Annotated in this window: 25 protein-coding genes and 1 tRNA gene; 14 read left to right on the top strand and 12 right to left on the bottom strand. The window is 68.4% G+C overall.

Features of this window, described 5'->3' with window-relative positions:
• The first annotated feature begins 1 nt into the window (after position 1).
• The 3 genes from feoB to GQR91_RS05360 are packed head-to-tail and all read left to right on the top strand — an operon-like array spanning position 2 to position 4,023.
• Positions 2-1,852, top strand: a complete 1,851-nt coding sequence (gene feoB / locus GQR91_RS05350; protein ID WP_149682662.1) for a ferrous iron transporter B — start codon at positions 2-4, stop codon at positions 1,850-1,852.
• An 18-nt stretch (positions 1,853-1,870) separates the two neighbouring features.
• Positions 1,871-2,455 (top strand): single-stranded DNA-binding protein, encoded by a 585-nt coding sequence (gene ssb / locus GQR91_RS05355; protein ID WP_149682663.1) that lies wholly within the window; start codon positions 1,871-1,873, stop codon positions 2,453-2,455.
• Between the two features lie 47 nt (positions 2,456-2,502).
• Positions 2,503-4,023: a PAS domain-containing protein gene (locus GQR91_RS05360; RefSeq protein ID WP_149682664.1), complete on the top strand. Its 1,521-nt coding sequence runs from the start codon at positions 2,503-2,505 to the stop codon at positions 4,021-4,023.
• Here the strand turns inward: GQR91_RS05360 and GQR91_RS05365 are convergent.
• The 3 genes from GQR91_RS05365 to metX all read right to left on the bottom strand — a co-directional run bounded on the left by GQR91_RS05365 (position 4,010) and on the right by metX (position 6,252).
• On the bottom strand, positions 4,010-4,429 hold the full coding sequence (locus GQR91_RS05365) for a response regulator (protein WP_149682665.1): 420 nt from the start codon (positions 4,427-4,429) through the stop codon (positions 4,010-4,012). The genes GQR91_RS05360 and GQR91_RS05365 overlap by 14 nt on opposite strands.
• A gap of 117 nt (positions 4,430-4,546) precedes the next feature.
• Positions 4,547-5,137: a methionine biosynthesis protein MetW gene (metW, locus tag GQR91_RS05370; protein ID WP_112383776.1), complete on the bottom strand. Its 591-nt coding sequence runs from the start codon at positions 5,135-5,137 to the stop codon at positions 4,547-4,549.
• Positions 5,134-6,252 (bottom strand): homoserine O-acetyltransferase MetX, encoded by a 1,119-nt coding sequence (gene metX / locus GQR91_RS05375; protein ID WP_149682666.1) that lies wholly within the window; start codon positions 6,250-6,252, stop codon positions 5,134-5,136. The genes metW and metX overlap by 4 nt, the downstream gene beginning before the upstream one ends.
• 61 nt (positions 6,253-6,313) lie before the next feature.
• Between metX and GQR91_RS05380 the strand changes: the two genes are divergently transcribed.
• The 3 genes from GQR91_RS05380 (at position 6,314) to GQR91_RS05390 (ending at position 8,931) form a co-directional block, all read left to right on the top strand.
• A complete protein-coding gene (locus tag GQR91_RS05380) occupies positions 6,314-7,408 on the top strand; it encodes a pyridoxal phosphate-dependent aminotransferase (RefSeq protein ID WP_149682820.1) in 1,095 nt (364 codons plus the stop codon).
• Positions 7,408-8,319, top strand: coding sequence for a prephenate/arogenate dehydrogenase family protein (locus GQR91_RS05385; RefSeq protein WP_149682667.1), 912 nt, complete (start codon positions 7,408-7,410; stop codon positions 8,317-8,319). The genes GQR91_RS05380 and GQR91_RS05385 overlap by 1 nt, the downstream gene beginning before the upstream one ends.
• A gap of 162 nt (positions 8,320-8,481) precedes the next feature.
• Positions 8,482-8,931, top strand: coding sequence for a GNAT family N-acetyltransferase (locus GQR91_RS05390; protein ID WP_149682668.1), 450 nt, complete (start codon positions 8,482-8,484; stop codon positions 8,929-8,931).
• Between the two features lie 108 nt (positions 8,932-9,039).
• Here the strand turns inward: GQR91_RS05390 and GQR91_RS05395 are convergent, their stop codons facing one another.
• Genes GQR91_RS05395 through ftsE form a run of 4 tightly spaced genes read right to left on the bottom strand, consistent with a single transcriptional unit; the run spans position 9,040 to position 11,853 of the window.
• Entirely contained in the window at positions 9,040-9,720 is a 681-nt protein-coding gene (locus tag GQR91_RS05395; protein WP_149682821.1) for a lysophospholipid acyltransferase family protein, read from the bottom strand.
• A complete protein-coding gene (locus tag GQR91_RS05400) occupies positions 9,717-10,256 on the bottom strand; it encodes a YdcF family protein (RefSeq protein WP_112383772.1) in 540 nt (179 codons plus the stop codon). Before GQR91_RS05400 ends, GQR91_RS05395 begins: the two co-directional genes overlap by 4 nt.
• Positions 10,253-11,137 carry a cell division protein FtsX gene (locus GQR91_RS05405; RefSeq protein ID WP_149682669.1) on the bottom strand — a complete coding sequence of 295 codons (885 nt, stop codon included), beginning with the start codon at positions 11,135-11,137 and terminating at the stop codon, positions 10,253-10,255. The genes GQR91_RS05400 and GQR91_RS05405 overlap by 4 nt, the downstream gene beginning before the upstream one ends.
• Positions 11,134-11,853 (bottom strand): cell division ATP-binding protein FtsE, encoded by a 720-nt coding sequence (gene ftsE / locus GQR91_RS05410; protein ID WP_149682670.1) that lies wholly within the window; start codon positions 11,851-11,853, stop codon positions 11,134-11,136. Before ftsE ends, GQR91_RS05405 begins: the two co-directional genes overlap by 4 nt.
• Positions 11,854-12,014: 161 nt before the next feature.
• On the opposite strand from ftsE, the gene GQR91_RS05415 reads away from it, so the two are divergent.
• Entirely contained in the window at positions 12,015-12,764 is a 750-nt protein-coding gene (locus GQR91_RS05415; RefSeq protein ID WP_149682671.1) for an MJ0042-type zinc finger domain-containing protein, read from the top strand.
• A 92-nt stretch (positions 12,765-12,856) separates the two neighbouring features.
• Positions 12,857-12,943, top strand: a tRNA-Leu gene (locus tag GQR91_RS05420).
• Between the two features lie 57 nt (positions 12,944-13,000).
• On the opposite strand, the gene GQR91_RS05425 is transcribed toward GQR91_RS05420, so the two are convergent.
• Positions 13,001-13,465 carry a MarR family winged helix-turn-helix transcriptional regulator gene (locus GQR91_RS05425; RefSeq protein WP_112383801.1) on the bottom strand — a complete coding sequence of 155 codons (465 nt, stop codon included), beginning with the start codon at positions 13,463-13,465 and terminating at the stop codon, positions 13,001-13,003.
• Positions 13,466-13,694: 229 nt separating this feature from the next.
• Here GQR91_RS05425 and GQR91_RS05430 point away from each other — a divergent pair, with 229 nt between their 5' ends.
• The 5 genes from GQR91_RS05430 to GQR91_RS05450 all read left to right on the top strand — a co-directional run bounded on the left by GQR91_RS05430 (position 13,695) and on the right by GQR91_RS05450 (position 18,961).
• Positions 13,695-13,889, top strand: a complete 195-nt coding sequence (locus GQR91_RS05430) for a hypothetical protein (RefSeq protein WP_149682672.1) — start codon at positions 13,695-13,697, stop codon at positions 13,887-13,889.
• A 49-nt stretch (positions 13,890-13,938) separates the two neighbouring features.
• On the top strand, positions 13,939-15,003 hold the full coding sequence (locus GQR91_RS05435) for a type III polyketide synthase (protein ID WP_149682822.1): 1,065 nt from the start codon (positions 13,939-13,941) through the stop codon (positions 15,001-15,003).
• Positions 15,000-15,689 (top strand): methyltransferase domain-containing protein, encoded by a 690-nt coding sequence (locus GQR91_RS05440; RefSeq protein WP_149682673.1) that lies wholly within the window; start codon positions 15,000-15,002, stop codon positions 15,687-15,689. Before GQR91_RS05435 ends, GQR91_RS05440 begins: the two co-directional genes overlap by 4 nt.
• Entirely contained in the window at positions 15,668-16,732 is a 1,065-nt protein-coding gene (locus tag GQR91_RS05445; protein WP_149682674.1) for an NAD(P)/FAD-dependent oxidoreductase, read from the top strand. Before GQR91_RS05440 ends, GQR91_RS05445 begins: the two co-directional genes overlap by 22 nt.
• Before the next feature lie 90 nt (positions 16,733-16,822).
• A complete protein-coding gene (locus tag GQR91_RS05450; RefSeq protein WP_149682675.1) occupies positions 16,823-18,961 on the top strand; it encodes a transglycosylase domain-containing protein in 2,139 nt (712 codons plus the stop codon).
• On the opposite strand, the gene GQR91_RS05455 is transcribed toward GQR91_RS05450, so the two are convergent.
• The 3 genes from GQR91_RS05455 to GQR91_RS05465 are packed head-to-tail and all read right to left on the bottom strand — an operon-like array spanning position 18,937 to position 20,661.
• The gene (locus GQR91_RS05455) at positions 18,937-19,605 is read right to left on the bottom strand and encodes a M48 family metallopeptidase (RefSeq protein ID WP_149682676.1); all 669 of its coding nucleotides are present in this window, start codon (positions 19,603-19,605) and stop codon (positions 18,937-18,939) included. The genes GQR91_RS05450 and GQR91_RS05455 overlap by 25 nt on opposite strands.
• A gap of 40 nt (positions 19,606-19,645) precedes the next feature.
• Positions 19,646-20,077 carry a YcgN family cysteine cluster protein gene (locus tag GQR91_RS05460; protein ID WP_149682677.1) on the bottom strand — a complete coding sequence of 144 codons (432 nt, stop codon included), beginning with the start codon at positions 20,075-20,077 and terminating at the stop codon, positions 19,646-19,648.
• Positions 20,074-20,661 carry an SCO family protein gene (locus tag GQR91_RS05465; protein WP_149682678.1) on the bottom strand — a complete coding sequence of 196 codons (588 nt, stop codon included), beginning with the start codon at positions 20,659-20,661 and terminating at the stop codon, positions 20,074-20,076. The genes GQR91_RS05460 and GQR91_RS05465 overlap by 4 nt, the downstream gene beginning before the upstream one ends.
• 63 nt (positions 20,662-20,724) lie before the next feature.
• On the opposite strand from GQR91_RS05465, the gene GQR91_RS05470 reads away from it, so the two are divergent.
• Positions 20,725-21,324: an ankyrin repeat domain-containing protein gene (locus GQR91_RS05470; protein ID WP_112383799.1), complete on the top strand. Its 600-nt coding sequence runs from the start codon at positions 20,725-20,727 to the stop codon at positions 21,322-21,324.
• A 161-nt stretch (positions 21,325-21,485) separates the two neighbouring features.
• On the opposite strand, the gene GQR91_RS05475 is transcribed toward GQR91_RS05470, so the two are convergent.
• Entirely contained in the window at positions 21,486-21,890 is a 405-nt protein-coding gene (locus GQR91_RS05475; RefSeq protein ID WP_149682823.1) for a DUF1489 family protein, read from the bottom strand.
• Between the last annotated feature and the right edge of the window lie 8 nt (positions 21,891-21,898).

Below are 21,898 nucleotides of genomic sequence, written 5' to 3' on the forward strand. Positions count from 1 at the left end.
GATGCATGCACAACCGCTGGTCGCGCTGGTCGGCAATCCCAATGCCGGCAAGAGCGCGCTGTTCAACGCGCTGACCGGTGCCCGGCAGAAGGTCGGCAATTATCCGGGCGTGACGGTGGAGCGGCATTCGGGCCGGCTGGCGCTGGACGATGGCCGCCCGGTCGAGCTGGTCGACCTGCCCGGCGCCTATAGCCTGGACCCGTCCTCCCCCGACGAGCGGGTGACGCGCGATGTGGTCACCGGGCGGCAGGCGGGGGAGCGGCGTCCCGACGCGCTGATCATTGTCGTTGACGCCGCCAATCTGGACAATCACCTGCGCTTCGCGCTGCAACTGATCGCGCTGGGCCTGCCGGTGGTGGTCGCACTGAACATGGTCGACCTGGCCGAGCGCGACGGGCTGACGCTGGACCCCGACATCCTGTCGCGCGAACTGGGCGTGCCGGTGGTGCCGACGGTGGCGGTGCGGCGGCGCGGGATCGATGCGTTGCGCACCTATGTCGGCGAGATGGTGGCGACGCGGCAGTCCCGCGATGCCGCGCCCGCCGAGGACATCAAGGCGCTGCAACGCCGCGCGCGCGAGATTGCGGGCCGGACCACGGTGTCGGAAACCGCCGGGCGACGCTGGACCCATGCGCTGGATGCGGTGGCGCTGCACCCGGTATCGGGACCGATCCTGCTGATCGGATTGCTGTTCATCATGTTCCAGGCGGTATTCGCCTGGTCGGAGGCGCCGATCGGATGGATCGAGGGCGCGTTCGCCGCGCTGGACGGGTGGATCGATGCGGTATTGCCCGACAGTTTCCTGCGATCGCTGCTGACCGATGGCCTGATCGCGGGTGTGGGCGCGGTGGTGGTCTTCCTGCCGCAGATCCTGATCCTGTTTCTGTTCATCCTGATCCTGGAAGCGTCGGGCTATATGGTGCGCGCGGCGTTCCTGATGGACAGGTTGATGGCGCATGTCGGTCTGTCGGGGCGGGCGTTCATCCCGCTCCTGTCCTCCTTTGCGTGCGCGGTGCCGGGGATCATGGCGACGCGGTCGATCGAGGACGAAAAGGACCGGCTGACCACGATGCTGATCGCGCCGCTGATGACCTGTTCGGCGCGGCTGCCGGTCTACACGATCATCATCGGGGCATTCATTCCGGACCGGCAGGTGGCGCCTTTGGTCGGTTTGCAGGGGCTGGTGCTGCTCGGCCTCTACGTCATGGGCATATTGGGCGCGTTCGTCGCGGCGCTGGTGCTGCGCCGGACGGTGACCAAGGGCGAATCCTCCGGCTTCATGATGGAGATGCCGAAATATCAGTGGCCGCAGCTTCGCGACGTCGCCATCGGGCTGTGGAGCCGGTCGCTGATCTTCCTCAAGCGGGCAGGCACCACCATCGCGCTGACCACGGTGATCCTGTGGGCGCTGCTGTCCTTCCCCAAGCCGCCGGAAAATAGCGGCATCTCCCCGGTCGATTATTCGGTGGCTGGGCGGATCGCGAACGGGCTGGAGACGGTGGTCGCGCCGATCGGCTTCAACCGCGACATCGCGCTGGCGCTGATCCCGGCGATGGCGGCGCGCGAAGTGGCGGTGGCGGCGATCGGCACCGTCTATGCCATCGACGACCCCGATGCCGAGGGCGGGCAGAAGGCGATCACCGAGAACCTGAAGAACCGGTGGACCCTGCCGACCGCGCTCGCCTTTCTGATGTGGTTCGTCTTTGCCCCCCAATGCATCTCCACCATCGCGGTCACCCGGCGGGAGACGAACGGGTGGAAGTGGCCGGCGTTCATGGTTGGCTATTTGTTCGCCACGGCCTACATCATGGCCGGTATCACCTATTGGCTGGCGACGCTCGCCGGCCTGTAAGAGAAGTTTCGGGGCATCATGGCAGGCAGCGTCAACAAGGTCATTCTCGTCGGCAATCTGGGGCGCGACCCCGAAAGCCGCAGCTTCCAGAACGGCGGCAAGGTCGTGAACCTGCGCATCGCCACATCGGAATCGTGGAAGGACCGCAATTCGGGCGAGCGCAAGGAAAAGACCGAATGGCATTCGGTCGCGATCTTCAACGAAGGGCTGGCCAACGTCGCCGAGCGGTTCCTGCGCAAGGGATCGAAGGTCTATATCGAGGGCCAGTTGCAGACGCGCAAATGGCAGGACCAGTCGGGCAACGAGCGGTATTCGACCGAGGTCGTGCTGCAGGGCTTCAACTCGGTCCTGACCATGCTCGACGGACCCGGCGGCGGGCAGGGTGGCGGTGGCCGCAGCGGCGGCGGCGACGACTGGGCCGGCGGCGGTGACGATTTCGGCGGCGGCTATGGCGGCGGCGGATCCTCGTCGGGCGGCGGCTTTGGCGGCGGATCGGGCGGTCAGCGCGGTGGCGGGGCGCCGGCCGGGAACGCCGGTGGTCGCGGCGGGTTCAGCCAGGGCGGCGGTTTCGCCGACGATCTGGATGACGACGTGCCGTTCTGATTCCGGTCGGCATCTCTGTTTTTCGGCCGGCAAGGTAGCTTTATCGCATGACGAATAGCGACGATCCGACACCGGCCCGTGCCCGGATCGTCGATGCCTATGCCCCCGGCGGCGTCCGGGCGTCCGGCCTGCTGGACGATGTGACCGATTTCGCCGCCACGCTGTGCGCGGCACCGATGGCGCTCGTCTCGCTGGTCGAGGAGGAAGACACCCGCTTCCTGGCGCAAAGCGGGGCGGACGGAATGGCGGCACCGTCGCGCAGCCTGTCCTTTTGCACCCATGCGATGGTGCAGGACGGTTTGACCGAGATCCGCGACGCGACGCTGGACCCGTGCTTTGCCGATCATCCCTTCGTCACCGGGGACATGCATCTGCGCTTCTATGCGGGCATGCCGCTCCGGTCGCGGGACGGCGTGGCGCTGGGCGCGTTGTGCGTGGTCGACCGGGAGCCGCGGCCCGAGGGGCTGACCGCGCTGCAACGGCAGGGGCTGACGGTGCTGGCCAGCCTGACCATGGCGCGGCTGGAGGATCGGCGCACCACCGCCGAGCAGGAGGCGATCCGCGAGCGCGAGGCGGAGGCGCTGGCCGATAGCGAGCGGCGGTTCCGGACGCTTGCCGATGCGATGCCGCAGATGGTGTGGGCGACGCTGCCCGACGGCTATCACGACTATTACAATGCGCGCTGGTACGATTTTACCGGCACCCCCCGGGGTTCCACCGACGGCGAGGGGTGGAACGACATGTTCCATCCCGACGATCAGGATCGCGCCTGGGCGGTGTGGCGGCAAAGCCTGGCGACCGGCGACCCGTACCAGATCGAATATCGCCTGCGCCATTTCGACGGCACCTATCGCTGGGTGCTGGGGCGGGCGCTGCCGCTGCGCGATGCGGATGGCGCGATCACCCGCTGGTTCGGCACCTGCACCGATATCCACGAACAGAAGCTGGTGCAGGAAGAGCGCGAGATCATCAGCCAGGAGCTGAGCCACCGCATCAAGAACATCTTTGCGGTGATCTCCGGCCTGATCGGTTTCGCGGCGCGGGGCAATCCGCCGTTTGCACCGCTGGCGGCCGACCTGCGCGACCGGATCACCGCGCTGGGCCGCGCGCACGACTTCGTTCGGCCGCACAGCAACGCGTCGCGCCCGCTGGCGCGGCAGGACAGCCTGCACGGCCTGCTCAACGACCTGTTCCTGCCCTATGCGCAGGAGAGCATGGAGCGGCTGCGCGTGACGGGCGACGATGTGCGGATCGACGACCGCTCGGCCACGCCGCTGGCGCTGCTGTTTCACGAGCTGGCGACGAACGCGAGCAAATATGGCGCGCTGTCGACCGATCATGGCAGCGTGACGGTGCGGATCGATCGCCGCGATGGCGGGGTGGTGCTGTGCTGGACCGAGACGAGCGGCCCGCGCGTCGATGCCGCACCCGCCTATGCCGGGTTCGGATCGCAACTGGTGGAGTTGAGTGCGGTGCGCCAGCTCGGCGGAACGGTGGCGCGCGACTGGCGGCCGGAGGGGCTGGTGGTGACGGTGGCGGTGCCGGAGGCGGCGTTCAGCCGTGGTTGAGCGTCAGGGGCATCAGGTCGGGGGTCTCGGTCGCATCCACCTTGCCGCCCGTTTCGCTGCACGCCTGGCTGCACAGGGCCGCGGCCGCGATAATCGCCTGCTCGCTGAAGGGCTTGCGAATATAGCCTAGCGCGCCGCCCGACTCGCCGATCTGCGCGGGATTGGCGGTGACGAACACCACCTTGACGCCATATTCGGACGAAATGCGGCGGGCGATGGTGGGGCCGGTGGCACCGTCGCGCAGGTTGACGTCGACAAAGGCGAAGCTGCACTGCGGCGCGGCCTCCATCGCGGTGGCGCTGTCCGCGGCGATCGCGGCGACGTGGTATCCCGCGTCGGTGAGGATGCGTTCGAGATCGAGGGCAACGAAGATCTCGTCCTCTACGATCAGTGCGGTTTTCGACATGCGGGCGTTCCAATATCAGGACGGGCAGGGTCGCAGGACCATGCCCGATACTCGGACAAGCCAATGCGCTGACCTATGTTCGGTTCCGTACTCATATTGATCGAAATCAAGTTAAGATCAGCGCTGTAGCAAAAATACCGCATGTTCCGCGCGCAGGTTCGCCGCCGCCGCGCTGGTCTGGCGACTGCGCGACAGGAACCAGCTTCCCTCCACGGTCAGGCCGCGATCGCGCAGAAAGGCGCGAAAGTCGTCGATGGTGACGTGGTGGATGTTGGGGGTGTCGTACCAGCGTTCGGGGAGAAGGTCGGTGACGGGCATGCGTCCGCCCCACATGAGCGACAGGCGGACGCGCCAATGGGCGAAGTTGGGGAAGCTGACAAAGGCGCGGCGGCCGATGCGCAGCAGGTGGTCGAGCACGACGTCCGGAGCGCGCGCGGTCTGCAGCGTCTGGCTGAGGATCGCATAGTCGAAGCTGGCGTCGGGGTAGCTGGCGAGATCGGTGTCGGCATCGCCCTGCACCACCGCCAGCCCGCGGGCGACCGCGGCGGCGACATTGGCGGGATCGATCTCCAGCCCGCGCGCGTCGCATCCCGCCTCGTCGCGCAGCGCCGCCATCAGCGCGCCGTCGCCGCAGCCGATATCGAGGATGCGGCTGCCGCGGGCGACATGGCGGGCGATGATCGACAGGTCGGGGCGCAGGTCGTTCATGGCTCGGCCCTCAGGAAACCGTCGATCACCCGGTTCATCTCGGGGGCCTCCAGCAGAAACGCGTCATGGCCGTAAGGGCTGGACAGTTCCACGAAGCTGACCGCGGAGCCGGCGGCGTTCAGCGCCTGGACGATGCCGCGCGAGGCGGCGGTGGGATACAGCCAGTCGGTGTCGAAGCTGACCACGCAGAAGCGCGCGCGCGTCTGGCGGAAGGCACCGGCGAGCAGGCCGCCATGTTCCTCGGCCAGGTCGAAATAATCGACCGCGCGGGTGATATAGAGATAGGAGTTGGCGTCGAACCGGTCGACGAAGCTGATCCCCTGGTGACGCAGATAGCTTTCCACCTGGAAATCGGCGTCGAAGCCGAAGCTTTTCGCCTCGCGCGCCTGAAGCTTGCGGCCGAACTTCTCGGTCAGGCCAGCCTCCGACAGATAGGTGATGTGCGCGGCCATGCGCGCCACCGCGAGACCGGCGGCGGGGGGATCGTCATGCCCGTAATAGTCGCCGCCGCGCCAGCGGGGATCGGCCATCACCGCCTGACGCCCGACCTCGTGAAAGGCGATGTTCTGCGCGGTGTGGCGCGCGGTGGTGGCGATGGCGACGACGGCGCGAACCCGCTCGGGAAAGGTGGCGGCCCAGCTGAGCGCCTGCATGCCGCCCATCGATCCGCCGACCACCGCCTGCAACTGTCCCACCCCCAGATGATCGAGCAGCAGGGCCTGCGCGCGCACCATGTCGCGAATCGTGATGACGGGAAAACTCATCCCCCAGGGTGCGTTCGTCGCGGGGTTGATCGTGGCCGGGCCCGACGAGCCCATGCAACTGCCGATGACGTTCGAGCAGATGATGAAATGCCGGGTCGGGTCGATCGGCCTGCCGGGGCCGACGAGGCGCGTCCACCAGCCGGGCTTGCCGGTGCGCGGATGGACGCTGGCGACATGCTGGTCACCGGTCAGCGCATGGCAGATCAGGATCGCGTTGCTGCCCTGGGGATCGAGCGTGCCATAGGTTTCATAGGCGATCTCGACCGGCGACAGCAGCGCGCCGCCGTCCAGCCGCAGCGGGCCGGGCAGACGGACATGGCGGAGAAGGCCGAAGCGCGCGTCATCGGACATGGGACGGCTCGCTAGGCCGCCGGGGCTGGCGACGCAAGGCCCACGCGGCTATGCCGCCGCCATGACCGCACCCGATCCCAAGGCCTGGGTAAAGGCCATCGCCCCCTATATCCCCGGCCGCTCCACGACCGATGACGGCCGCCGCGTCCACAAGCTGTCGTCCAACGAGAACCCGCTGGGCACCAGCCCCGACGCCAAGGCGGCCTTCGCGACCGCAGCCAATACGCTGGAGCGCTATCCCGACGCGACCGCAACCGCGCTGCGCGAGGCGATCGGCGAGGTGCACGGGCTGGAGCCGGCGCAGATCATCTATGGCACCGGATCGGACGAGATCCTGCATCTGGCGGCCGGCGCCTATGCGGGCGTGGGCGACGAGATCATCCATGTCCGCTACGGCTTTGCCGTGTACGAGATCGCGACACGGCGCGTCGGCGCGACGCCGGTGGTGGTCCCCGACCGCGACTATGCGACCGATGTCGATGCGATCCTGGCCGCGGTGACCGAGCGGACGACGGTGGTGTTCGTCGCCAATCCGAACAATCCCACCGGCACCTTTGTCGGCGCCGACGAGATCGCGCGGCTGCATGCCGGCCTGCCGTCCCATGTCCTGCTCGTCCTCGACCAGGCCTATGCCGAATATCTGGAGGAGGGCGAGGACGATGGCGGTCTGGCGCTGGCGCGTACCGCATCCAACGTGCTGGTGACGCGCACCTTTTCCAAGATCCACGGGCTGGCGGCCGAGCGGATCGGCTGGGGCTATGGCGCGCCGGCGATCATCGATGCGCTGCACCGCATCCGGGGCCCGTTCAACGTGACGATCGCCGGGCAGGCGGCCGCCGTCGCCGCGATCCGCGACACCGGTTTCGTGAAGGACACGCGCGCACACAACACGCGCTGGCTGCGCTGGTTCGAGGAGCAGATCGCCGGGCTGGGCAATGCCGGCCTGCGCGCGGTACCGTCCAAGGGCAATTTCTCGATGGTGCTGTTCGAGGGCGCATTGACCGCTGAGCGCGCCTATCACGGGCTGATGGATGCGGGCTATATCGTCCGCTGGCTGCCCGGACAGGGGCTGGGGCATGGCCTGCGCATCACCATCGGGACCGAGGACGAGACGCGCGGCGTCGTCGCGGCCCTGCGCGAACTGGCCGGCGCCTGATGCTGCCTTTCGCGCGCGTGACGATCATCGGGCTGGGCCTGATCGGCTCGTCGATCGCGCGCGGGGTGAAGAAGGCGATGCCGGGCGCGGTCGTCACCGCCTATGATGCCGACCCGAGCGTGCGCGATACGGTGCATGCGCTGGGCATCGCGGACGATGTCGCCGATTCGGCGGGTGCGGCGGTGGTCGATGCCGATCTGGTCATCCTGTGCGTGCCGGTCGGGGCGATGGCGGCGGTGGCGGTGGAGATCGCCGAGGATTTGCCCGCCGACGCGGTGGTGAGCGATGTCGGCAGCTCCAAGGCCAGCGTCTTCGCCGCGCTGCGTGGTGCGCTGCCGGGTGCGACGATCGTGCCGGGGCATCCGGTGGCGGGCACCGAGCATAGCGGGCCGGAATCGGGTTTCGCGACGCTGTTCCAGGGGCGCTGGTGCATCCTCACGCCCGAGGACGGGGCAGAAAGCGCGCCCGTCATCCGCCTGCGCGCCTTTTGGGAGGCGCTGGGCGCGCAGGTCGAGCTGATGAGCCCCAAGCATCACGACCTGGTGCTGGCGGTGACCAGCCATGTGCCGCACCTGATCGCCTATTCGATCGTCGGCACCGCCTCCGACCTGGAAGAGGTGACGCGCGGCGAGGTGATCAAATATTCGGCGGGCGGTTTCCGCGACTTTACCCGCATCGCCGCGTCCGACCCGACGATGTGGCGCGACGTGTTTCTGAACAACCGGGAGGCGGTGCTGGAGATCCTGCAGCGGCTGACCGAGGATGTGACGATGCTGCAACGCGCGATCCGCTGGGGGGACGGGGATACGCTGTTCGATCTGTTCACGCGCACCCGCGCGATTCGCCGCGGGGTGATCGATCAGGGGCAGGACGATGCGCGCCCTGATTTCGGCCGGGCGCACGGGGAGTAGGGTCGGGGCTGGTTGAAATGCGTTGAGGCAAATGATCAGCCCTGTCGGCGATTGAGGCACCGCCACAAAAGCTGCTTACCCTGCCCCTGATGCCCGTCATTGGCGGGTTGCGGACCAGCGGCTTCGCGGCGAAACAATGCGAAACTCTTATCGAGACATAAGATGCATGACGTTCGCCTAGCTGTACGATCAGACCTTAAGGCCCTTCTGACGCTCTTCGATGCCTCAGAGGTTAGCCAATTCGCGCAGCCACTCGAAGAAGCAGCTCGCATTTGGGATGAAACGTTGGCAAGCGAGAACGTCTTTATCTTTGTCGCATCTATAGGTGAGGCAATCGCGGCAACCTGCATGCTGATTACTGCTCCAAATCTTCTAAGACTTGGACGTTCGCATGCATTTTTAGAGAATGTAATGACGCATCCGACCTACCAAGGTCAGGGCTTCGGGAAAGCCGTTGTTTCCAAGGCGCTGAAACATGCTTGGTCTTCAGGCTGCCATCATGTGCTGATGCAAAGTGGCCGCGCTGATCCCAGAGTGCATGCGTTCTACCAGCAGCTTGGGTTCCAGGGCGGCTTGCGCGTAGGTTATGTGGCCATGCAGCAGCCGGAATGATGGTATCGTACAAGGTTCGGATCGGAGCCGTCGGAACGACCGTAATTGAGGCGGTTTCCGGCGGTACGCTAACGCATCATTGGCTGAAGAGCATTTCCAGACGGACGCTTAATCCAGCACGTTGATCGCGGCGTGCACGCGGGCCTCGATCTCGGCGCGGTCGAGGCCGGGGGGGATGACCTCGCCGAAGCGCAGCGTGATGACGCCGGGGCGCTTCAAACCCTTGCGCGGCCACACCACGCCGCTGTCGGTGGCGACGGGGACGACGGGCAGCTTCAGCATGCGGTACAGGCCGGCAAAGCCGGGTTTCAGCGGCGGCTGTTCGCCCGGCGCAACGCGTGTGCCCTCCGGAAAGATCAGGATGGCGCGGCCCACCGCCACGGCGGCGGCGGCATCGCGCATCATGCCGCGAAGGGCACGAGCCGACGCGTCGCGATCGACCACGATCGCGCCGTAGCGTCGTGCCGCCCAGCCCCAGATGGGCAGGTCGGCCAGTTCCTGCTTCAGCACGATCGCGGGGCCATCGAGCAGCGCCTGCAGCGCCAGCGTCTCGAACATCGCCTGGTGCTTGGCGGGATAGAGGGCGGGGCCGGCGGGGCGCGTGCCCTCCACCCGGATGGTGATGCCGAGCAGCACGCGCGTCGCCCAGTTGTGGAACCGGGTCCAGCGCGTCGCGTGGTCGATCATCGCGGATTGCCCGATAAAGGCGGCGACGGGGGCGGAGGCCGCAAAGAACAGCGACACTGGATAGAAGATGCAGGCGAACACCAGATTGCGCAGCGCGATCACGACCCGAACCCCACCCATAATGCGATCCGGCGCAGGATCAGCTTGTTATATTCGTTGACCAAGGTCGCCAGCCGCGGATCGCTGGTCGGCACGCCGTCGCCCAGCACCACGACACCGGGGCCGAGAGCTGCGATCAGCTCCATCTTCGCACGCGGCAGGTGCCAGTCGGCGGTGACGAGCCGGATACTGGCATAATGATGCGAGCGCACCCAGCGCACGGTTTCCTCCGCATTCGAGCGGGTATCGACCGCATCGGTGCCGAGATCGATGCAGCAGGTGAACAGTGCGCGCGGCGTCTTGTAGGTGCGGGCCAGATCGATCGGGCGGACGCCGGGGGCGACGCCCGTCACCAGCATCCGCCGCGCCTGACCCTCGCGCAGCAGCGCGATGCCGCGATCGATGCGGCCGGGGCCGCCGGTCGGCACGACGATCGCGTCGGTGGTGTTGCCCTCCAGCGGGGGGGGCAGCATCAGCATGAACGCGGCGAACCCCAGGCACCAGCCGATGCCGATCAGCCCGAGGAACCGGGCGATCACAGCGTGCGCCGCAACTGGGCGAGCACCGCGACCCGCGCGGCGAACGTGGCAAGCGCCACGAAGCCGAAGGGCAGCAGCGCCAGCACCAGCCATTGCGTAGGCCCAAGCGTCACCGAGCCGAGCAGTTCGGAGCCGAGCGCCGCCATCTGCCCGCCGATCAGCAGGATGACGGCAAGGGCGCCCAGCCCGCCCGCCGCGCTGCCGATCCCGGCATCGATCGCGATCCGGCGCTGAAACAGCCGGGCGATCTGCACGTCGGTCGATCCCAATATGTGCATGACGCCGATGGTGGTGCGATGCGCCTCCAGCCCGGCGCGCGCGGCCAGCATCACCACCGCGCCCGTCGCCGCCATCATCAGCAGGACGACCAGCCCGGCCAGCCATGTCATCGACGACAGGAAACCGCTGACCGGCGTCATCCAGGTGGCATGTTCCTCAACCTGAACGGTGGCGGGGGACACGGCGCGCACGACAGTGGCGACGCGGGCGACCGTGGCGGGATCGGTATCGACCAGATCGACATCGATCAGGGCGGGTACGGGCAGGCCGGCATCGGCGGCGTCGGCACCCAGCCATGGTTTCAGCATGGCGGCGAGTTCCGCCTGCGGCACGCGCACGGTGCGCACCACCTCCTCGCGGTCGCCGAGCGCGGCGAGTACGCGGCGGGTGGTCGCCTCGCGCCGGGTCGGCTCGCCCTCCACCACCTGCACGGTCAGCCGGCCGGCCAGCTGGCGGTCGAGCGCGCGCGCGGCGCGGGCGGTGCCCAGGCCACCGGCGGCGGCGAGCAGCGTCAGGAACAGCATGATCGCCATCACCCAGGTCATCGCCCGGATGCCGGGTGCCTCGTCCAGCACCCGCCGTTCGGTGCCCGCCCCGCTCATCCGCCGTCCTCCCCCTCGATGCGTACGGGGGGATGGCGCAGCGCGCCGGTGGGATCGAGCAGCCGGCCGCCCTCCAGCCGCATCATCTGGGCCGAGGGCAGGCGGTTCATCAGGTGCAGGTCGTGGGTGGCGACGACGACGGTGGTGCCCAGCTTGTGCAGCGAATCGAACAGGTGGAGCAGGCGCTCCGCCATCGCCGGGTCGACGTTGCCGGTCGGCTCGTCGGCCACCAGTATCTCGGGACGGGCGATCACCGCGCGGGCGATGGCGACGCGTTGCTGCTCGCCGCCCGACAGCGTGGCGGGGCGGGACTGGGCGCGTTCGGACAGGCCGATCCACGCCAGCATCTCGCGCACCGGCTGGGCGATGCTCGCCTCCGACATGCCCGCGACGCGTAAAGGAAGCGCGATGTTGTCGGCGGCGCTGAGGTGCGGGACCAGCCGGAAGTCCTGGAACACCACGCCGATGCGGCGGCGGAAACCGGGCAGGCGCTCGCGCGGCATGATGACCGCATCCTCGCCGAACAGGCGGATGATGCCGCGGCTGGGGCGCTGGGCGAGGTAGAGGAGGCGCAGCAGCGAGGTCTTGCCGGCGCCGCTGGCCCCGGTCAGGAAATAGAAGCTGCCGGCGCGCAGCGTGAAGCTGAGATCGGCCAGCGTTTCCTCGCCCGCGCCGTAGCGCAGTCCGACATTCTCGAACTGGACGATGTTCGCCATGGCGCTCAAAGGGTCGCGATCGCTCGTGTCATGCCGTCGATCCGGCCTTGGCATGAGCGGGCCGACGCTTCAAGCTTGCCACATGACCGAGCGGCGTGCTTACTGAGGATCGGTTCAAAGGCCCGAGGTTATCCGGGCCCCTTCGTGAAGCGCCAACCCGCATGATCCTGGAATGCCCCGAGTGCCGCACCCGCTATCTGGTGCCCGACAGCGCGATTGGGCATGACGGGCGCACGGTGCGCTGCGCCAATTGCCGGCACAGCTGGTTCCAGTCGCCGCCGGAATTGCCGCTCGAACCGCTGCCGGAGCCGGTGGTGTCGCTGGACAAGCCGGTGGACCGGGACCCGAGCGAATCGGATGGCGCGGGTGCCGCGGCGATGCCGCCCCTGCCCAGCTTCGTGTCCGCAGCCCCGCCGCCGCCGCCGCCGCCGGTGGTGGAAGCGCCCGCCACCGAGACCTTTGACGCCTTTGCGCACCAGCCGCCGTTCCGCCAGCGCCGCAACAATGCGCGCCGCTGGACGATCGGTGCAGTGGCGGCCGGGCTGTTGATGCTGGTGGGGGTGATCGCAATCCTGTGGCTGGGTGCGCCGGGGATCGGCGCCAGCCTGGGACTGGGCACGACCGAATCGCCGCTGCGGCTGCGCGACAATCCGATCGAGCGGCGCGAACTGGCCAATGGATCGGAGCTGTTCGCGGTCAGCGGCCAGATCACCAACCCGTCGAGCGACCGGCAGCGCGTGCCCGATATCCGGGCCGAGCTGAAGGATGCGCAGGGGCGGGTGGTGTTCAACTGGACGATCACCCCGCAGCAGCGCACGCTGGGGCCTGGCGCGGCGATCGACTTCAACTCGGCCAAGCTGGACGTGCCGCCCAATTCCAAGCGGCTGGAACTCAGCTTCGCCGGGGAATGAACAGTTTGCACGCGAAGCGTGTTGCAGGACGCAAAAGCCTCTGCTAGGGGCACCGGCCTACCAGCCACCGGCCAGCCCGGTGGATCAAGTGTGCGGTCGTGGCGGAATTGGTAGACGCGCAACGTTGAGGTCGTTGTGGCCGAAAGGCCGTGGAAGTTCGAGTCTTCTCGACCGCACCATCTTTCCATCCAGATGATGAACCGGCCTGCAGGGGATGCAGGCCAGTGTCGGCGGCATCATTGCCGCCGCGCGACATCCTCCAGATAGCGCGTCATCGCGGCGTGGCCGGTTTCGTTCAACGACACCTCGATACGGCGGCGGTCGGCGGGATCGATCACGCGGGTGATGAGGCCCAGCTTGTCGAGATGCTCGATCCAGCGCTGCGAGGTGGTGACGGGGGCGTCGGCAGTGGATACCAGCGACTTGATGTTCAGGGTCTGGCGTCGGCGATAGGCGACGAAGAGCGACAGCAGCATGTCCCAGGCCGGTTCGTGGAACAGTTCGTCCGGCAGGAAATTGCGTCGCCGCTTGCGCTGGTCGATCAACCGGCCGGCGATACGGATCAGCGTTTCCTCATCCGGCCCGTCCGTCTCGCGCGAGGCCGCCACCAGCGAGTCGGTTCGACGCCCGAATTCCTCGACAATGCCGGACAAGCGCGTCGCCAGTTCGTTGACCAGCCCGATAGCCGCTTCGTTGCTCACCCCTGACACCTCCCAGCATGCTCCCACATGCCCGCCGAAATGGCGGTAGTTTTGTTATTGATCTCATTACGTTATCTACAATGGCATGATGTCCCAAACAATCTTTTGGTTCCCTCGTCCACATGGATGATCGCGCCGGCCGGGACGGGGCCTGCGTAACATATATGAGCGCATGGACATTGGCGCTGCATTATGTTTGATCAAGGTTAACTTGGGGAAGGGCGACGTCATGGATGCTCAGCGCGTATATGCGCTCCTGCAACAGGCCTGCATGCTGTTGGAGGATGCCGGGGATTTCCACATCGCCGCGCATGTCGGGCAGGCGATGGCGCTGGTCGAGGGGCGCTATGCGGTGGGGGGCGACCATCTGGCGGAACGTGACGGAACGTGCGGCCGGCCCGACCCTGTGGAACATCTGAACTGAAGGCACTTGGCAAGCGGTCGTGCGTTGGAGAAGTATCTCTGGCGCAAGGATTTCCGTGACTGCCTATTGCCACGCCATCGGCACTGCGGTGCCGGGCCATGATGTTCATGCCATGTATTGCGACTGGGCGACCGACCTGCTCGACCCCCGCGAGGCCCGCATCTTTGCGCGGATGGCGGCACGTGCCGGGATCGACCATCGCTTTTCCGTGCTGCCGCCGCGCCCCGATGGCCGGCCGCAGATCGGCGATGGCGGGTTCTACGACAAGGCGCCACTCCCCGGCACGGCCGCGCGCATGGCCATCTATGCCGAGGCCGCACCGCAGCTTGCCGCCGGCGCCGTGGCGGCGTGCGCCGCGCAGGTCGATCTGGGCGGGATCACCCATCTGGTGGTCGCAAGCTGCACCGGCTTCGTGGCGCCGGGGATCGACCAGATCCTGGCGCGGCGGCTTGGCCTGTCGCCCTCGGTCGAGCGGCTGCTGATCGGGTTCATGGGCTGTTACGCCGCGGTGACGGCGCTGCGCACCGCGCGACACATCGTGCGGTCCGAGCCGCAGGCGCGGGTGCTGGTCATCACCGTAGAGCTGTGCACGCTGCATCTGCAGGCGACGCCGGAGGTGGGCGCGCTGATGGGCCAGTTGCAGTTCGGCGACGGTGCCGCGGCGGCGCTGGTGACGGGCGAGCCGGGCGGGCTGGAACTGGAGGCGGGGGTGTCGCTCGCCCTGCCGGAAAGCGCCGAGCTGATCCGCTGGGACATCACCGATCGCGGTTTTGCCATGCACCTGTCGGGCGAAGTGCCGGGGCGGCTGGCGGAGGCGCTGGGCGCGGCGGAGACGCGGGCCGCGCTGTCGGGCGATGGCGGACCGATCGAGGCATGGGCGGTCCATGCCGGCGGGCGATCGATCCTGGATGCGGTGGAGCGGGCGATGGCACTGGATGCGGGGGCGCTGGCGTCGTCGCGGGCGGTGCTGCGCGAGAAGGGGAACATGTCGTCGGCGACGCTGATGTTCGTGCTGGCGCGAATGATGCTCGAGGCGCCGATCGAGCGTGGGCTGGCGCTGGCCTTCGGACCCGGCCTGGCGGCGGAGGGCCTGCGCTTCCGGAGCGCGGCGTGAGCCTTGCCACCCGCGCCCCCGGCCCGGAGCTGATGGATGCCGAGGACCTGGACCCCGGCACATACCGCGCGGTGCTGCACGATCTGGCGCGGGTGAACACGGTGACGATGGCGCGGCGGCCGACGCTACGGTTTCTCGATTCGGTGATGCGGGGGCGGTCGACGCTCCGGCTGCTCGATGTCGGGTTCGGCGACGGCGATATGCTGCGCAGCATTGCAGGCTGGGCAAAGGCGCGGGGCATCGTCGCGCAACTGGTCGGGATCGACCTCAATCCCAACAGTGCCGGCATCGCCGCGACGCAGACCGGGCGCGACATGCCGATCGATTACCGCACCGGCGACTATGCCGCGCTGGCAGGGCAGGAGTGGGACGTGATCGCCTCCAGCCTGGTCGCGCATCATATGAGCGAGGCGGAGTTGATCGCCTTTTTGCGCTTCATGGAACAGGAGGCGCGGGTCGGCTGGTTCGTCAACGACCTGCACCGGCACCGCTTCGCCCATGTCGGTTATCCGCTGCTCGCCCGGGCGGCGCGGTGGCATCCGATCGTGCGGCATGACGGCCGCCTGTCGATCGCGCGCAGCTTCCGCCCGGCGGAATGGCGCGATTTGTTGGCGGCCGCGAACATCAGCGCGGCGAAGATCGAGCGCCGCTTCCCCTTTCGGTTATGCGTCGCACGCCGGCGCTAATCGTCGGCGGCGGGCCGGCGGGTGCGGCGGCGGCGATCACGCTGGCACGTGCCGGCACGCCGCATCTGCTGGTCGAGCGGCAGCGCGTGATCGGCGATGCACTGTGCGGCGGCTTTCTGAGCTGGCGGACGGTGGCGCAGGTGCGGGCGCTGGGGGTGGAGCCGGGCGGCCACCGGGTCACGCGGTTGCGCATGATAACGCCGCGCGCGGTCAGCGAGGCGGCGTTGCCGGAACCCGCTATCGGCCTGTCGCGCCACCGGCTGGACACCATCCTGTTGACGCAGGCCGAGGCGGTGGGCGCGCGGATCGAGCGCGGCGTGAGTGTGCGCGCAGTGGAGCAGGACGGCGTGCGGCTGGCCGGGGGCGATGTGCTGTTGCCGGATGCGCTGTTCCTGGCGACCGGCAAGCACGACCTGCGCGGAACGCCAGAGCGGGGCGATGCGGGCGAGGACCCGGCGCTGGGCTTGCGCGTGCGACTGGCGGCGGCGCCGGGACTGTCCGCCCTGGTGGACGACGCGATCGAGTTGCATCTGTTCGACCGTGGCTATGCGGGGCTGGTGTTGCAGGAGGACGGCAGCGCCAATCTGTGCATGGCAGTCCGCCGGTCGCGCCTGCGCGCGGCGGGGACCGCGGCGGCACTGCTCGCCGAACTCGGGCGGGAGGTACCGCGGTTGGCCGAGCGGCTGGCGTTCATGGCGGGCGAGTCGCACGTCGATGCGGTGGCCAACGTGCCCTATGGCTGGCGGGCGGCTCCGGCTGCGCTGTTCCGGCTGGGGGATCAGGCCGGCGTGATCCCGTCGCTGGCCGGGGAAGGCATGGGCATCGCGCTGGCCAGCGGCGTGTCTGCGGCGCAAAGCTATATCGCCGGGGGCGCGGCCGCGGCGCCCGACTGGCAGCGCGTGTTCACCCGGCGGATCGGGATGCCGATCGCGGTTGCCGGTGGGGTCCGGGCGCTGGCGGAGGGGTGGGCACGCGGCGCGCTCCCCCGGCTGGCGCATCCGGCGCTGGTGCGGCTGATCGCGCGGGCGACGCGGGTGGCGTGATCGTGCGCCGGACCGCATGGAGGCAGCGGCAGGCCGCACGCAAAGCTTGCTTGTGATGGCGCGCGAAGCCGGGTATTTCGCGCATCCTTCATGGCTCGCGCGCGTTCTTCCCGCTCACGTCCCCGTTCGCCCTGGCGGCGCCGGATCGTCGTTTCCCTCCAGATCCTGATCGGCCTGGCCGTGCTGGCGCTCGGCGCGCTGCTGATCGCGGTGTATGTCGCGCGGTCGCAACTGCCGAGTTTCGAGGAGCTGAAATCCTCGCCCAACGGCCAGATGATCCGCGTCCATGCGTCCGACGGCACGGTGATCGTATCGCTCGGGCCGAGTTACGGCGAATGGCTGTCCTATGGCCGCATCCCCGCGGTGATGCGCGATGCCACCGTGGCGGTGGAGGATCGCCGTTTCCGCCAGCACCCCGGCGTCGATCCGATCGGCATCGTGCGCTCGGTGATGGTCCGGTATGAACGCGGCCGGTGGGTGCAGGGCGGCTCTACGATCACGCAACAGCTTGCGCGCAACATCTTTCTGAACAACCAGAAGAAGTTCGGCCGCAAGTTTCGCGAATGGATCCTGGCGCTGGCGCTGGAGCGCAAGTTCAGCAAGGACCAGGTCCTCGAACTCTATCTGAACAAGGTCTATTATGGCGGCGGTGCGTATGGCATCGACGCGGCCTCCCGCAAATTCTTCGGGCACGGCGCGGACACGCTGAGCCTGTCGGAAGCGGCGGTGATCGCCGGGCTGGTCAAGGCGCCGTCCAACTATTCGCCGACCGCCGATGCCGAGGCGGCGGTGGGCCGCGCGGGCGTGGTGATCGACCAGATGGTGCGCAACGGCTTCATCACCGCGGCCGAAGCGGCGGAGGCCGAGCCGAAATCGCTGCACCTGGCGCCCGAGCCCAAGCAGAACAGCGTCCGCTACTTCACCGACTGGGCCTTGCCGCAACTCGATACGCTGATCGACGAGACGCAGGCCCCGCTGGAGGTGTGGACGACGCTGGACCTGGGGATGCAGCGCACCGCCGATGCCGCGATCCGGCAGCAGGCGCCGGCCGGTACGCAAGGGGCGCTGGTCAGCCTGGACCGTGACGGCGCGGTGCGCGCGATGGTCGGCGGCAAGGATTACGTGTCCACCAACTACAACCGTGCGACGCAGGCGGTCCGCCAGCCGGGCTCCGCGTTCAAGCTGTTCGTCTATCTCGCGGCGCTCGAGGCGGGCCACAAGCCCGAGGATACCGTGGTGGACGAGCCGGTGACGATCGACGGGTGGAGCCCGCGCAACGATTCGCGGCGCAATTCGGGGCAGGTGTCGCTTCGCACCGCCTTTGCCTATTCGCTGAACACGGTGGCGGCCAAGCTGGGGCAGGAGGTCGGCTTCACCACGGTGGCCGACATGGCGCGCCGCTTCGGCATCACCACACCGGTCAACACGCATCCGTCGATGGTGCTGGGCACGTCGGACGTGCGCCTGATCGACATGACGCGCGCCTTTGCCTCGGTGGCGAACAAGGGCGTGGCGGTGGCCCCCTATGGCATCACCCGCGTGACCACCAACGGGCAGGAAATCTATCGCCACGAGGTGGATCGCAGCCATGTGCTGGTCGCCCCTTATGTCGCGGCCGAGATGACCGACCTGCTGCAGACCGCGGTCAACACCGGCACGGGGCGTGCGGCACAGATCGGGCGGCCGGTGGCGGGCAAGACGGGCACGACGAGCAGCATGAAGGATGGCTGGTTCGTCGGCTTCGCCAGCGGGCTGACCACGGGCGTGTGGATGGGGCGCGACAATGCGCGACCGGTCGCCGGGCTGCACGGCGGCACCGCGCCGGCGCGTGCCTTTGCGCAATATATGAAGGTGGCGACCGCCAGCCGGCCGATCGAGCAGTTCGAGACGCAGGTGACGCTCCCCGAATGGCAGCTGGAGCCGGACGAGGAGAGCTATTTCGGCGCCCCCGACAATGGCACCGCGGCGGTGGATGCCGATGGCAATCCGATCGCGCCGGCGGTGCCGGGTGACGGCTATGACGACGATCAGGCACCGGTGGACGTGCGCCGCGGCAGCGACGAGGACGGGCCGCCGGTGCAGGCCGCACCGCCGCAGCGGCTGGATCAGGACTGGCTGGACCGCGTCACCGGGCGCGATGGCCCGCGCGAACCGTCACGCCCGCGCCCGGCGCCGCGCGAGGGGCTGGCGCCGCCGCGCTTCGATCAGGACGACCGGCCGACCCAGTGAAGTGCCGCGCCATGCCGCCGCAACCAGGCGGTGGCGGGCGCGGGGTTCTCGCCCAGCAGGTCCGCGACGAGCGCGTGGAAGGCGGGGGCGTGGTTCATGTGGACGCGGTGCGCCACCTCGTGCGCCACCGTCGCGCGGCGGACGAAATCGGGCGCTAGGATCAGCCGCCAGCTATAGCGGATCGCGCCGTACGACGCGCAGCTTCCCCAGCGGGCCTTGGCATCGCCGATCGCGACGCGGGTGACGGTGACGCCGGCCTTTGCCGCGAACTCGGCGGTTTCCTGCGTCAGAAGGTCGAGCGCCTGGCGGTGCAGCCACAAGGCGACGCGGCGGGGCAGCGTTTCGATCGGGCCGGAGGCGTGCAGCACGTCGCCCTCGCGCCGGAGCAGGCGGCTGCGCCCCTCGGTCCAGCGGATGGTGAGCTCGGTGTCGCCGAAGGGGATGGTCGCATCGGGCACGAAGGGGCGCGGGGCGGGCAGGGCGGCGCGCTGCGCGGCGATCCATTCCCCCTTGCCCTGCGCCCAGGCGAGCGCGGGTTTGAGCGCGGCGCGCTTGGGGATGACGAGGCGGGTGGTGCCGGTGGCGGGGTCGATCACCAGCCGGATACGCCGCGCGGTGGGGTGGCGGATGATCTGGTCGATCATATCGGGACTGATATCCCTCTCCCCGATGGGGCGAGGGGCCTCACAGGTCGCGTTCGACGATGTGATTCTCGAACTCGCCGGCATCGTCTTCGCTGACCGTCCAGCCGCGTACCGATTCGCCGGCGCGGTGCACCGCGTCGCGGTCGCCCGAGACGAGGTAATGCCAGTCGGGCAGCGGCTCGTTCGCGGCGCGCAGGCGATAGGCGCAGGTGCGCGGCAGCCAGTCGATATCGCGGACGTTGCGCATGGTCAGGCGCACGCATTCGGGCACATAGGCGCGCCTGTTGCGATAATCGGAACAGAAGCCGGTACGCCGGTCGAGCATGCGGCAGGCGACGTTGGTCGGCAGCAGCTCGCCGGTATCCTCGTCCTCCAGCTTGTGCAGGCAGCATTTGCCGCAGCCGTCGCACAGTGCCTCCCACTGGGCACGGTCGAGCTGCTCGATCGGCAGCTCCCAGAATTTCACGGTCATCGGACCCAGCGCTCCAGCGCGTTTGCCACGGCCTCCGGTCCCTCGTCGGCAGGGATCAGCGCGATGGGCAGGTTGTTCGGATCCATCAGATAGGTGGTGCGCGCGTGATTGACGAGATAGCCGCCGCCGGGCGACGCCTCGCCCTTCTCCGCATAGACGCCGTAGGATTTGGCCATGGCGGCGATCGCCGCCTCGCTGCCGGTCAGGCCGATGGCGCGGGGGTGGAAGGCCTCTGCGAAGCGCTTCACCACGGCGGCGGTGTCGCGTGCGGGGTCGACGGTGACGAAGACGGGGACGATCGCGCGTGCCTTGGCCGGATCGCGTGCCTCCAGCAGGCGCAGGCCGGCCCCGATCGCCTGCATGTCGGTGGGGCAGACATCGGGGCAGAAAGTGTAGCCGAAATACATGACGCGCCAGCGTTTGCCCAGCGAACGGTCGGTCACCGGCGCGCCGTCGCCGCCGGTCAGGCGAAAGGGGCCGCCGATCTTCGCACCCGCCAGCGGCGGCGCGGCGGCGGCATCGGGGTCGGACGGGCTGCACGCGGCCAGCGCGAGAAGCAGCGGCATGAGGCGCAACAGGGTCATGACGCGCGCAGCCTTGCTGTGTTAGGCAGCGGATCGCAAGCCATGGATTCCAAGGATCTCCGCATGTCCGTCCGCTCCCTCCTGGCAGCCATGCTGCTGGGCGTTCTCGTTGCAGCACCGGCCGGTGCGCAACAACAGTCCGAAAGCTACAAGTTCCTTCAGGCGGTCAAGGACGCCAAGGGCAACGAGGTGACCGAGATGCTCGGCCGCCCCGGCAGCAACATCATCAACACGCGCGATCCCAGCACGGGCGAGGGGGCGCTGCACACCGTCATCAAGCGGGGCGACGAAACCTATCTGCGCTTCCTGCTGCAAAAGGGGGCGGACCCGAACCTGCGTGACGGGCGCGGCAATACGCCGCTGCTGCTGGTCGTCACCACCGGGCAGACCGACATGATCGGCATCCTGGCGGCGGCCAAGGCCAACGCCAACATCGCCAATTCGGCGGGCGAGACGCCGCTGATCCGTGCGGTGCAGCGCCGCGACATCACCATGGTGCGCGAGTTGCTGGCGGCGGGCGCCGATCCGGACCAGGGCGACCTGCTCGCCGGCATGTCGGCGCGCGATTACGCCACGCAGGACCCGCGCAACGCCGCCATCGCCAAGGTGCTGGCCGATACGCCCAAGAAGACGCGCAAGGCGGTGTCGGGGCCGAAGCTGTAGGGCCCCAGAACCTCCAATCACCCTTACCCGTTCGTCTCGAGTAGTCGTCGAGCGTGTCGAGACGGCGTATCGAGAGACCTTCCCCTCAGGCGAGTACCTCTCGATACGGGCTCTCGACAAGCTCGATCCCTACTCGAGGCGAACGGATGTGAGTTGATGCCTTAGATCAACGCCAGTTCGGCCAGCTTGCCGAGCAGTGAGGGCGGCAGCACGTCCGCGCCGCTGGCGTCGCCGCCGAGATCGCCGGGGGCGTCGGTGGCTTCCAGATAGCGCCAGCCCTGGTGCGCGCGCTTGGGGCGCGCCTGGACCAGCACCAGCGCGGGATCGATATGGATCGCGCAGCGACCACCCTCCGCCTCGCCGAAGGACAGGATCGGCGAGCGGGCGATCAGCTGGTGCTTGAGGATCCAGAACAGCGATCCCTGTCCCGCCACCTCCTCGTGCCGCTTGGGCAGATAGCGGGTGGTGAGAAAGACGGGGCCGTCGGCGGCGCGCAGGGCCAGTCGTTCGGCAAGGTGATCGATACTGGTCGCGCCAAACGCGACTTTGGTCAGATGCAGTGCCACGCCGCTGG

It is taken from the genome of Sphingomonas carotinifaciens, from assembly GCF_009789535.1.
GTDB lineage: Bacteria > Pseudomonadota > Alphaproteobacteria > Sphingomonadales > Sphingomonadaceae > Sphingomonas > Sphingomonas carotinifaciens.

What these genes read in the sequence shown, in the direction of transcription:
- metW (WP_112383776.1), bottom strand. Translation starts at nt 5,137, where the DNA reads ATGAACGACCTGCGCCCCGACCTGTCGATCATCGCCCGCCATGTCGCC.
- GQR91_RS05450 (WP_149682675.1), top strand. Translation starts at nt 16,823, where the DNA reads ATGGCTCGCGCGCGTTCTTCCCGCTCACGTCCCCGTTCGCCCTGGCGG.
- ssb (WP_149682663.1), top strand. Translation starts at nt 1,871, where the DNA reads ATGGCAGGCAGCGTCAACAAGGTCATTCTCGTCGGCAATCTGGGGCGC.
- GQR91_RS05430 (WP_149682672.1), top strand. Translation starts at nt 13,695, where the DNA reads ATGGATGCTCAGCGCGTATATGCGCTCCTGCAACAGGCCTGCATGCTG.
- GQR91_RS05390 (WP_149682668.1), top strand. Translation starts at nt 8,482, where the DNA reads ATGCATGACGTTCGCCTAGCTGTACGATCAGACCTTAAGGCCCTTCTG.
- GQR91_RS05365 (WP_149682665.1), bottom strand. Translation starts at nt 4,429, where the DNA reads ATGTCGAAAACCGCACTGATCGTAGAGGACGAGATCTTCGTTGCCCTC.
- GQR91_RS05405 (WP_149682669.1), bottom strand. Translation starts at nt 11,137, where the DNA reads ATGAGCGGGGCGGGCACCGAACGGCGGGTGCTGGACGAGGCACCCGGC.
- GQR91_RS05360 (WP_149682664.1), top strand. Translation starts at nt 2,503, where the DNA reads ATGACGAATAGCGACGATCCGACACCGGCCCGTGCCCGGATCGTCGAT.
- ftsE (WP_149682670.1), bottom strand. Translation starts at nt 11,853, where the DNA reads ATGGCGAACATCGTCCAGTTCGAGAATGTCGGACTGCGCTACGGCGCG.
- GQR91_RS05445 (WP_149682674.1), top strand. Translation starts at nt 15,668, where the DNA reads ATGCGTCGCACGCCGGCGCTAATCGTCGGCGGCGGGCCGGCGGGTGCG.
- GQR91_RS05415 (WP_149682671.1), top strand. Translation starts at nt 12,015, where the DNA reads ATGATCCTGGAATGCCCCGAGTGCCGCACCCGCTATCTGGTGCCCGAC.
- GQR91_RS05385 (WP_149682667.1), top strand. Translation starts at nt 7,408, where the DNA reads ATGCTGCCTTTCGCGCGCGTGACGATCATCGGGCTGGGCCTGATCGGC.
- GQR91_RS05455 (WP_149682676.1), bottom strand. Translation starts at nt 19,605, where the DNA reads ATGATCGACCAGATCATCCGCCACCCCACCGCGCGGCGTATCCGGCTG.
- GQR91_RS05470 (WP_112383799.1), top strand. Translation starts at nt 20,725, where the DNA reads ATGTCCGTCCGCTCCCTCCTGGCAGCCATGCTGCTGGGCGTTCTCGTT.
- GQR91_RS05380 (WP_149682820.1), top strand. Translation starts at nt 6,314, where the DNA reads ATGACCGCACCCGATCCCAAGGCCTGGGTAAAGGCCATCGCCCCCTAT.
- GQR91_RS05460 (WP_149682677.1), bottom strand. Translation starts at nt 20,077, where the DNA reads ATGACCGTGAAATTCTGGGAGCTGCCGATCGAGCAGCTCGACCGTGCC.
- metX (WP_149682666.1), bottom strand. Translation starts at nt 6,252, where the DNA reads ATGTCCGATGACGCGCGCTTCGGCCTTCTCCGCCATGTCCGTCTGCCC.
- feoB (WP_149682662.1), top strand. Translation starts at nt 2, where the DNA reads ATGCATGCACAACCGCTGGTCGCGCTGGTCGGCAATCCCAATGCCGGC.
- GQR91_RS05465 (WP_149682678.1), bottom strand. Translation starts at nt 20,661, where the DNA reads ATGACCCTGTTGCGCCTCATGCCGCTGCTTCTCGCGCTGGCCGCGTGC.